This is a genomic window from Psychrobacter pasteurii, from assembly GCF_900162815.1.
GTDB lineage: Bacteria > Pseudomonadota > Gammaproteobacteria > Pseudomonadales > Moraxellaceae > Psychrobacter > Psychrobacter pasteurii.
In genome coordinates this window covers 20,212-30,962 of the sequence record NZ_FUGD01000043.1, presented here as the reverse complement: position 1 = coordinate 30,962, position 10,751 = coordinate 20,212, and the positions used below count along the sequence as shown (strand labels likewise).

Annotated in this window: 9 protein-coding genes and 1 pseudogene; 6 read left to right on the top strand and 4 right to left on the bottom strand. The window is 42.7% G+C overall.

Annotated elements, in window-relative coordinates; all coding sequences use genetic code 11:
• Positions 1-178: pseudogene (locus A1232T_RS14320) on the bottom strand (RNA-guided endonuclease InsQ/TnpB family protein); the annotation flags it as partial.
• Between the two features lie 336 nt (positions 179-514).
• On the opposite strand from A1232T_RS14320, the gene A1232T_RS01865 reads away from it, so the two are divergent.
• The 4 genes from A1232T_RS01865 to A1232T_RS01850 all read left to right on the top strand — a co-directional run bounded on the left by A1232T_RS01865 (position 515) and on the right by A1232T_RS01850 (position 4,838).
• Positions 515-1,705 (top strand): hypothetical protein, encoded by a 1,191-nt coding sequence (locus A1232T_RS01865; RefSeq protein ID WP_077447781.1) that lies wholly within the window; start codon positions 515-517, stop codon positions 1,703-1,705.
• Between the two features lie 290 nt (positions 1,706-1,995).
• On the top strand, positions 1,996-2,256 hold the full coding sequence (locus A1232T_RS01860) for a DUF4212 domain-containing protein (protein WP_077447780.1): 261 nt from the start codon (positions 1,996-1,998) through the stop codon (positions 2,254-2,256).
• A gap of 3 nt (positions 2,257-2,259) precedes the next feature.
• Positions 2,260-4,128, top strand: a complete 1,869-nt coding sequence (locus A1232T_RS01855; protein ID WP_077447779.1) for a sodium:solute symporter family protein — start codon at positions 2,260-2,262, stop codon at positions 4,126-4,128.
• Positions 4,129-4,304: 176 nt separating this feature from the next.
• Positions 4,305-4,838 (top strand): hypothetical protein, encoded by a 534-nt coding sequence (locus A1232T_RS01850; protein ID WP_077447778.1) that lies wholly within the window; start codon positions 4,305-4,307, stop codon positions 4,836-4,838.
• Between the two features lie 48 nt (positions 4,839-4,886).
• On the opposite strand, the gene A1232T_RS01845 is transcribed toward A1232T_RS01850, so the two are convergent.
• On the bottom strand, positions 4,887-5,240 hold the full coding sequence (locus tag A1232T_RS01845) for a ComEA family DNA-binding protein (protein ID WP_077447777.1): 354 nt from the start codon (positions 5,238-5,240) through the stop codon (positions 4,887-4,889).
• A complete protein-coding gene (mazG, locus tag A1232T_RS01840; RefSeq protein ID WP_077447776.1) occupies positions 5,233-6,105 on the bottom strand; it encodes a nucleoside triphosphate pyrophosphohydrolase in 873 nt (290 codons plus the stop codon). Before mazG ends, A1232T_RS01845 begins: the two co-directional genes overlap by 8 nt.
• A 296-nt stretch (positions 6,106-6,401) precedes the next feature.
• Here mazG and A1232T_RS01835 point away from each other — a divergent pair, with 296 nt between their 5' ends.
• On the top strand, positions 6,402-7,676 hold the full coding sequence (locus A1232T_RS01835) for a nucleotide sugar dehydrogenase (protein ID WP_077447775.1): 1,275 nt from the start codon (positions 6,402-6,404) through the stop codon (positions 7,674-7,676).
• A 95-nt stretch (positions 7,677-7,771) separates the two neighbouring features.
• Positions 7,772-9,259 carry a phosphohexomutase domain-containing protein gene (locus A1232T_RS01830; RefSeq protein WP_077447774.1) on the top strand — a complete coding sequence of 496 codons (1,488 nt, stop codon included), beginning with the start codon at positions 7,772-7,774 and terminating at the stop codon, positions 9,257-9,259.
• 129 nt (positions 9,260-9,388) lie between these two features.
• On the opposite strand, the gene A1232T_RS01825 is transcribed toward A1232T_RS01830, so the two are convergent.
• Complete coding sequence (locus tag A1232T_RS01825) at positions 9,389-10,726, bottom strand: UDP-glucose/GDP-mannose dehydrogenase family protein (RefSeq protein WP_077447773.1); 1,338 nt, start codon at positions 10,724-10,726, stop codon at positions 9,389-9,391.
• Positions 10,727-10,751 lie beyond the last annotated feature (25 nt).

Genomic DNA, 10,751 nt, shown 5'->3' with positions numbered 1-10,751 from the left:
ACTCACCGCTACCTTTGGTGTACTGGTTTAAATCATAGGCTGAAAAGTACTTACCGGTACGTTTTAGATGCTCAAAGCAAAGTGCATTAATATAGTTCCACACGAAGTTCACTGAACCGCTTAGACGATTCAGCTCTTTTATGTGTTTGTCTTTAATGCGTAGCTTGAGTGTTTTCATATGCTTAGTATCGCAAGATTAATTTTAGCTTACAACCCTTTAACGACTTCTTACGACAGTGTGTGTCGCCTTATATCCACCCCCTGAAGTGGGTGGTTTTACGGCGACTGGTGATAACCCGAATCTCAATTCTTTTCCCTAACCCATTGATTATAGAAGGCTTAAGAATTCATCTTATCAGTTCGAATCTTCCTAAGCCTTTATTTTTGGCAAGTTACAAAGAGTTGAAAGTGGAATATCAACAATAAATGACAGTTGTTGTCGCCTTATATCCGGTTTTTGGGCAACTCATGATAAAATCGTCGATTATATCATCACTAACACAAAAGGAATGCCATGAAAAACTCAAAAAATCTTAAAAACAATACTTCTAAAGACAAGAAAACCTCATTAAAGCAGAGTTCTAGCACATCACTAACCAGTAACTCGTTGCTAAAATCCACTGACACTAATTCCCAAAAACACAAAATAAACCAATTATGGGAGAAAATATTAAAGCAAAAACAGCGTAATCAAGACTATATTTCCAAAATGGATAGCCACCTAGGGTTATACCACCAAGCGATTGCTCCTACAAAAGTAGAATATTTATTACCTTCTTTGGTCTCTCTCATTACACGATTAATAGAACTTTTTGAACGTAAGACCATTAGTGATTGGCAACGAACGTTTATAATTGATTGGATAGGAGATCTACTTGAAGATGTAATGGATATCAGCCCTGATATAGGAATGCAGCTACAATTAAAAGCTTCAAATGCTACTCAAAAAGTCATCAAGTACAAACTATCTGATGAGGAGTCCGAAGAATTCGAACAGCATATGCAAAACACCTTTAAAACCTTGGTTGAAGACATGTATGGAGGACCAGTTCCCACACCAGAAGAGGGCTGGGATTTTGAGAATATAACCCATATACTTGAAGGTTTTAGTGAAGCTCAGTTTTTTGAACAAAATGAGGGTAGTATTGATGAAGAAAAACCTATTATCAATAACCATTCAACTGCTGACGCCGACTCTGATTTTAGAAAGTGGTTCAATCAAATGTTTCGTCGTACAGCTAAAGCCTTACACCCTGACAAACAAAGTAATGACACTGTACGAGAACGAAATCAAGCTATTATGGCAGAATTAAGTCATGCAAAAGCAACAGGGGATATTGTTACTATCATTCAGTTATATATGACTCATGTTGGAGACAATCAGTTTAATGCTTTCTCGGAGCTTGATGAAGCTCGCCTTATTAATGCTCTCAATCAGCAACTCACCAAACTCAAAGTGGAGTTTATTGAGCTAAAAGATGAAACGGTATTAACTGATTATGCTATTAAGCGTTTGAAAAAATGTGCTAAAAATCCGAAAAAACTCCAAGAGTGGATTGATGAAATCAAAGCACAAGCAGTCAAGTTAGATGAAACCCGAGCCAAGTTGAAAAGCCTTAAGGCACTAAAGCAAGAAATAGAAGTCATGATTCAAGAACAAGAATCTTATTACTTACAAGCACAGTTCAAACAGCTATTTGACTGATCTTTGGGCCGTGCTTCAAAAAGTATGCTGTCAATAGTCTGCTAGCAAATTCGTGTAGATACCTATGCCTCTATTCATAGTGGATTTCTTCCAAGTTCTGTTAAAATAATTATTGCTATCTCTATATGACGGCTGTAAACTAAAAAACAAGCAGTAACTATTTTGATACGATCTCGGTTACTTTAAAAGGGTTGTTGACACAATCCTTACACTATATTTTGCAACTGCAGGAAGCAGTTTTCCCTTAAGGGGGCTCCCTCCCCCTTTCATTGACAAAAGGAGTTTGTCTTATGAGTCCCTCACAAGATTCTTCAGGCTACTGGAAAGCCAACATCCGTTTGATCCTCATCTGTCTATTTATCTGGGCTTTTTGCTCTTATGGTATGGGTATTTTATTCCGTCCTTTATTGTCAGGCATAACCTTCGGTGGTGCTGATCTTGGTTTCTGGTTTGCCCAACAAGGCTCAATTATTACCTTTATTATTTTGATCTTCTTCTACGCTTGGCGTATGAATAAGCTAGATAAACAATACGGCTTAGATGAGGAGTAGATTATGAGTCAATTCACCATTAATATTTTATTTGTTGGAGCCTCTTTTCTACTCTACTTTGCTATCGCTATTTGGGCTAGAGCTGGCTCTACCAAAGAATTCTACGTGGCTGGGGGTGGTGTTCACCCCGTATTAAACGGTATGGCAACTGGTGCTGACTGGATGAGTGCCGCCTCTTTTATCTCCATGGCAGGAATGTTGGCCGCTGGCGGTTATGGAGCTTCCACCTATCTAATGGGCTGGACTGGTGGCTATGTTCTTTTGGCTATGTTACTAGCGCCTTACTTACGTAAATTTGGTAAGTACACAGTGCCAGATTTCATCGGCGATCGCTTCTATTCTAAGGGTGCAGCTTTAGTCGCTGTGGCCTGTTTAATTATTGCCTCTACTACGTATGTTATCGGTCAGATGACAGGCGCTGGTGTGGCCTTCTCACGCTTTTTAGAAGTAGACAATACCACGGGGCTGATGATTGCCGCTGTGGTGGTCTTCTTCTATGCCGTATTGGGCGGTATGAAAGGTATTACCTATACTCAGGTTGCTCAGTATGTGGTCCTAATTATTGCTTATACCATTCCTGCCGTATTCATCTCTCTTGAATTAACCGGCAACCCTATCCCAGGCTTAGGGATGTTCTCAACCCATACTGAATCGGGTATCCCATTACTTACTAAGCTTGACCAAGTAGTTACCGATTTAGGATTTACGGCTTATACTGCTGATGTGCCTAATAAATTAAATATGGTGCTATTCACCTTATCGTTAATGATTGGTACTGCCGGTCTACCGCACGTTATCATTCGCTTCTTTACGGTCCCTAAAGTAGCGGATGCGCGTTGGTCTGCAGGCTGGGCATTGGTATTTATCGCCCTGTTATATTTTACCGCTCCTGCTGTGGGCGCTATGGCCCGTTTAAACCTTATGGATACGGTTTATCCTCAAGGTGTTGAAGCGCCTGCGCTACGTTATGATGAGCGTCCAAGCTGGATGCAAACTTGGGAAGAAACCGGTCTAATTCAATACAATGATCTAAACGGCGATGGCCGTATCCAAATGTATAATGATAGTGGCTTAGGTGCAGCGCAAGCGGCATTGGCTACTGCTCAAAGTGAAGGTGGCGATGTTGCTGCTGCCACAGCTGCCGTTGAAGAAGCGAAAATAGCACATGCAGCAGAGCTTGAAGGTAAATTTACTAATGCAGGCTGGGCAGGTAACGAACTGGATGTGAACAATGACATCATGGTATTGGCCAACCCTGAGATTGCCAATTTGCCACCTTGGGTCATTGGTTTAATCGCAGCAGGCGGCTTGGCTGCAGCTTTATCTACCGCAGCAGGTTTACTATTAGCCATCTCTTCTGCCATTAGTCATGACTTAGTCAAGCGTAACTTTAATCCTGATATTACCGATAAAGGTGAGCTATTGGTGGCCCGTATCTCAATGGCAGTTGCTATTGTGGTCGCAACCTACTTAGGGATTAACCCACCAGGTTTTGCGGCGCAAGTGGTGGCGCTGGCCTTTGGTATTGCTGGTGCTTCGCTATTCCCTGCTTTGATGATGGGTATTTTCTCAAAACGCATCAACAACTATGGGGCTATTGTAGGCATGTTGGCCGGTTTAATTACTACTTTGGTCTATATCTTCGTGTACAAAGGTTGGTTCTTTATCCCAGATACTGCCAACTTCCCTGATACCGCTGAGTACTGGTTATTTGGTATCTCGCCAATGTCGTTTGGTGCCGTTGGTGCTCTAATTAACTTTATCTTAGCCTTCTTGGTGTCTTCAATGACTCAGGCGCCTCCTGCCCATATTCAGCAGTTGGTCGAAAGCGTTCGCTCTCCTCGCGGTGCTGGTGCGGCTATTGATCATTGATTGTGATAATAAGACCGTGTTTATACTTTAATCTCAAAATGACTCAGTGGCTCGTCCATTGAGTCAACGCAGAAGATGAATAGGTCAATTAAGCGACTTATTCATCTTTTGTTTATTAGCCTGATAGCTTTTTTTTAAGATAGCTTTTTTCAACCAATTAACCTCGGACCCTGCCCATGATTTATGAATTTATTGCCACGATAACTGCAGGCTTTGGTATGGCTGGTATTGCCTTGATTATCCGCCACCTTACTAAGTTTGCTGGCAAGCAAGCCCCAAAATGGCTCATTCCCATTTTTGCAGGCATTGGTATGTTAGGCTTTCAAATTCATCAAGAGTACAATTGGCAACAGCAGCAAATAGATAGGCTGCCCGAGCAAGTGAAAGTGGTGAAAACCGTTGAAGGTCAAGTGTGGTATCGCCCTTGGAGCTACCTAAAGCCGCAAGTGATTCGCTTTATGGCAGTCGAGGCAGGAAAACCCATTGCAGCTGGAATTACCCCAGCAACAGAGGATATCAGACGCAGTAATATCTACTTGTTTGAAAGACGCATGAGTACCAAAATCATTCCACAGCTGGTAAATTGCAGTCAACCTGCCATCACCAGTGTGACCAGCAAAGACGCCTTGTCTGCTGCGAGTTTTAAACAGCTACAATGGCAACCATTGGCTGCTGACGATGAGATTATTAAAGCAGTTTGTCAGTTATGAGCTTTCAGTAAACTGAATAGATTTAAGGGATAGGCTAAGTTAGCACGCCTACTCCACACTCATTCGGACTCGGTTTTTGGCAACGGTTTTGTCACCAATGCCTTTGACTTTTGCCAAATCATCAACAGAACCGAATGCTCCAAAAGCTTCTCTATACAAAATTATCTTTTGTGCCTTGCTACTGCCGATGCCTTTTAACTGAGTTAACTCTCCCTCAGTGGCGGTATTTAAGTTAATAACCACACTTTGCTTAGCTAGCTTTTGGTTTTGCTCTTGATTTATCAGATGAGCATACGCCTGATTGGCATCAGCGTAACATTGCTGCGCCCAAGCACTGGGCATCAAAGCTAGTTGAAATAGGAATAAAAAACTTATCGCTAACCGTCTGACAGCACTATTCATGCTGTTTGGCTAACTCCCATAAGGCATCCATTTCCTGTAAGCTACTGTCCTCTGCTGTCTTGCCTTGCTTAGCCAACTCAGACTCAATAAAACCAAAACGTGAACGAAACTTATGCACGCAGGTCAAAGTGGCTGCTTCGGCATCTAAGTTAAGTTTGCGTGCCACATTCACTAAGCCAAAAACACAATCGCCGAGCTCTTTTTCCAGCTCTTTTTTATGAACATCAACAATACGCTCACCCTCTTGCGGTAGAATTTGTTTTAATTCAGCAATCTCTTCTTCTAGCTTTTCTACGGCTCCAGCGACGCCTTCCCAGTCAAAGCCAAGCTTACTGGCTTCTTTTTGCAGGCTTTGCGCTTGCATCAAGGCACTGCCTGCTTTGACTGAATCGAGACTGCGTTTTGGTTTACCACGGCGCTCACGTTCGGCATTTTCTAACGCTTTAATCTCATCCCAGCGCTTTTTGACCGCTGCTTCATCAGGCAGTTTATCCGCTTCAAATACATGAGGGTGACGACGAATCAGCTTACTTTGCAAAGTATAAATCACATCGCCCAAATCAAATTGCTGCTGCTCAGCATAAATTTGGCAATGAAAAATCACCTGTAATAACACATCGCCAAGCTCCCCTTTGATGTCTTCAATATCACCTTCTTGAATGGCTTCAGCCAACTCATACGCCTCTTCTATCGCATAAGGAATTAGACTATGGTTGGTCTGCTTAATGTCCCACGGGCAATCAGCACGCAGTCTGGCCATCAAGGCTAATAAATCCTCTATCTCTGTCGTTGCTTTGGGCGTGCCGGCAACGGGGGTTGGTGCGGTTATGCTGTGCTCTAGCTCGGTTGTATTGTGTGCTGACATGACCCTACTTCCCTTTGATTCGTTTTAATCTTGTAAATAATAAGCGAGTAACAGTTCGCCCCGAATAATTTTGGCGAACAGTCTTTTACTAGGTTTAATTTGCGCTTTTATTGTACTGTTTAAATATTTTGACAGATTCTAATCAATGGCCCCAAGTTTGCTCTAATAATAGCGTTACTTAGACTGTCATATTTGCAGTGTATCATTTTACCAGTGTCTTGATGACTTGGTAGAACATAACTCGGCTTCGTTGTGATGAGCCCAACAATACACCTGTAAATAAGAAGAAAAAAGCTATGACTGATCAAACAAACCTTTCCTCAACTCGACCTCTCCAATCTAACCCCTCAAACAATTTCTCTGACCCTCCTATTTTAAAAAATATTGCGGTGATTGGTGCCGGTTATGTGGGATTATCCAACGCCATTTTATTGGCACAGGCTCATTTAAATACACAGGTGACGCTGTTTGATATCGACCCAAACAAGATAGAGCTACTAAAGAAAAATCAGTCCCCGCTCCAAGATACAGAGATTCGTGATTATCTGACCAATAAGCCGCTAAACCTAAGCCCTACGTTGTACTCAATAATAGACAATCAGGGCATTTATCAAAACAGTGATTTGGTAATTATTGCCACGCCGACCAATTATGATGTGGCCTCGGGTAAGTTTGATACTTCCTCAGTAGAAGCCAGTATTACTGCAGTTCGAAAGCAAAACGCTACCGTGCCCATCGTCATTAAATCAACCATTCCAATTGGCTTTACCGACAGCATGCGTCAACAGTTTGATAATCAGATTTTATTTATGCCTGAATTCCTACGCGAAGGCCAAGCCTTGTATGATAACTTATACCCCTCACGCATCATTGTGGGTGCCACTTGCGAGCAGCAAGCGTTGGCCGCGGCATTAATGAGCTTGTATCAACAAGCTAGCCTGGCCCCTAATGTGGCAACGCTTATGATGCCTCCGACTGAAGCAGAAGCAGTGAAACTGTTTGCTAACAGCTATCTGGCCACCCGCATTGCATTTTTTAATGAGTTAGACAGCTTTGCCGAAAAGTATCAGCTAAATAGCCAGTCTGTTATTACTGGGGTTGGCTTAGATCCACGCATTGGTCAACATTATAACAACCCCTCATTTGGCTATGGTGGCTACTGCCTACCCAAAGATACGCAGCAGCTTAAAGCCAACTATGCGGGTATTCCTGCCAACTTAATTCATGCTGTGGTGGATGCCAACAACACCCGAAAACGTTTTATAGCCCGTCAAATTATCGAAAAACAACCGCATCAAGTCGGGGTTTACCGCCTGAGTATGAAAAAAGACGCCGATAACTTTAGAGACTCGGCAATACTTGATGTGATTAATATACTGAAACAGTATGGGATGAATATCAGTATTTACGAACCTGCTTTAGAGGCGGGTAGTTTTGAAGGCTGCACCGTGATTAATGAATTAGAGGTTTTTAAACAGCAAAACGATTTAATTATCGCCAACCGCTGGCATGATGAGCTGTTAGATATCAAAGATAAGGTTTACTCAAGAGACGTGTTTGGCTATAGTTAACCCCTATCTAAGCCTATTTCATGGCGCTCTGAGTTTACCTATTTTAGTACTGATTATTTATTGTACTGCTCATTTAATTGACAAAAAGGCTTCACATGACCCTACCTAATAATTCTGATAACTCTCATCTTAGTTCTAGCTCAAATGAGGCTTTAGCCCATCGCCCAATCACCTCTTTTAAAGCCTATGACATTCGTGGCGAATTGGGCGTTAACCTTGATGAAGACATTGCTTATCGTATCGGCCGTGCTTTTGCCCAGATTTTAGCCAGTCAAAAAAATGACAGTCAAGGTAACGAGACCTTAGAAAATAGCATCGTTATTGGCTGCGATATCCGCGACTCAAGCGAAATGCTTAAACAGGCCACCATTCGCGGTATTATCGATGCCGGTGTTGATGTTATTGACCTTGGCATGACCGGTACCGAAGAGGTGTATTTTGGCACCAGTCACTATAATGCATTGGGCGGCATTGAAGTCACCGCCAGTCACAACCCGATTAATTACAATGGCCTAAAACTGGTCCGTGAAGGCTCAAGACCTATTAGTGCCGATTCAGGATTAGCAGAGATTCAAGCTTTAGCAGAACAAGGTGATTTTGCCGCCTCTACTCAAGCCGGCAAAGTAGTAGAAAGGTTTGATAAAACCGCTTATGTCGATCATTTAATGAGCTTTATCGATACTGATAAGCTGGTGCCATTAAAGATTGTGATCAACTCAGGCAATGGTAGTGCTGGTCCCACAGTAGACCTATTAGAACAGCGTTTACAGCAAAAAAACGCCCCTATTGAAATCATCAAAGTGCACCACACACCAGATGGCAGTTTCCCCAATGGCATCCCCAATCCTATGATTTTGGTCAACCGTGACTCTACCAAACAAGCTGTTATTGATAATAAAGCCGACTTAGGTATCGCCTTCGATGGCGACTTTGATCGCTGCTTCTTATTTGATGCTCAAGGTGAGTTTGTCGAAGGCAGTTATGTGGTTGGGATGCTCGCCCAAGCCTTCTTACAAAAGCATCCCGGTGCGGCCATCGTTTATGACCCCCGCGTGCTCTATAACACCGAAGCGATTATCGCAGAAGGTAATGGTGAGGCAGTGATTAGCAAATCAGGCCACTCTTTTATTAAGCAAGTCATGCGTGAATCAGGAGCCGTCTATGGCGGTGAAATGAGTGCTCACCACTACTTCCGTGACTTCTTTTATTGCGATAGTGGCATGATCCCTTGGCTACTGACCATTGAGCTGTTATCGACCACCGGCAAATCATTAGGTCAATTGGTCAATGAGCGTATCAGCGCCTACCCAAGCTCAGGCGAGATTAACTTTAAACTGACTGAGGCCAGCAGCGATGAAATCATTAGCGCCCTTGAAGACTACTTTAGTACGCAAAACCCCGATAAAAACACTTTGGATGGGCTGAGTCTAGACTTTGGCCAGTGGCGTTTTAATATTCGTGCCTCCAACACTGAACCCTTAATTCGTCTCAATATCGAGACCAAGGGTGATGAAGCTTTATTGACTGAAAAAACTGCCCAAATTAAGCAGTGGTTGGCCACACAAGGGGCTAAGCTTGCTTAGATCTGATTTTTAAGTTGTGAGGTAAAGCTTTATTCACTAAAAACTGGCTTGAAAAATCCCGTTAACCAATTTTGGATTAACGGGATTTTTTCTTTTTGCTTGCCCCCTAAAGCCTGAAACAAAAACTGCCTACTTACTGCGGCCAATACCTTTATAATCACCAGTCAGTGACTGAATTTGATCCTTAGTAAACGCATTTTGGGCATCAAATACCGGTATCACCACCTCATTAAGGGCACTGATTGGTAGACGCTTGGTCTGTGGCCATGATAGTACAAATAAGGCATCACAATCCGCTAACTGCTTGGTTGGACTCTCAATAAACTGTAATAACGGCTGATCAGGATATAGTCCCGCCAACTCGCTTTTCGCCTCTGATGCATAGACCTGAGTGGTAATATTATAAGACCATAACAAGTTTAATAACGGGTGAATAGCCGCCTCAGAGGTGCGACCTGAACCTGATTTATAGCTTGCACCCCAAATACAGACCTGTTTATTCTCAATAGCCCCATCAAAATACTGCCAAAATTTACGGAAAATAAGCTCCTTTTGATCATTATTGATAAGATCCACCGCTTGCATTAAACGGTGATCCACTTGAGTGTGCGCCAAGGTTTGCTGTAATGCGTTAATCTCAGCCGGCAAGGTTGTGCCACCAAAGCCCCACCCTGCCTTCAGGTAGCTACTACCAATACGAGTGTCTAACCCCATAATGTCAGCCACTTCTTGAATATCTACCCCTTGATGATCAGCGAGTCTGGACCACTCGTTCATAAAGCTAACCCGAGTGGCAAGCATACTCATGATGGCACTACGCGAGAATTCGATAGTCGCAATATCACTGATATAACTGCGCTGAGCTTGAGCAATTAAGGGTTGTAATATCGCCACTTTATCTATTGAGTCGGCTGTCTTTTCTCCCATCAGCCATAGCTTAGGCGAAAGCATTGAAAGGTAGGCGCTACCGTCTTGTAAAAATACAAAGGGTACGTAATAAACCCAAGGACGTTGACAATAATCAGCAATATTGGCAAAAACTCCCAAAGTGCTAATACCACTTATGATCACTGGAGTTTGACTGGGAACTTGGCTTTCATTCATCTGAGTTACCCAAGCCGGCTTATTGTCACTACTCTGACACCAAGTCTCAGGCAAGTCACTATGAAACAGCCAGTATAAACTCGCAACTTGCTGAGTAAATACTTCAGTCGCTTGTTCTGGAATAGGCTGTACCACGATATTTTTTTGGTTTAGATACAGCTTCCATAAAGCTTGCTGTTGATACTCGAATTTATAGTTGGTTAAGGTATGTTCTAGCTGTTGTTGATTGGTATACAAACTGACCTTATTTCCCAAACTCACCATCACTGTAGCAGTGGTAATGGCATCAATTGAGTGACCCACAATTACGCACGGGTTGTCTTCTGAGCTTTTACTGGTCTTAACATAGGCGGGCATGTTCATCAAATATCATCCTTTTTATTGTTTT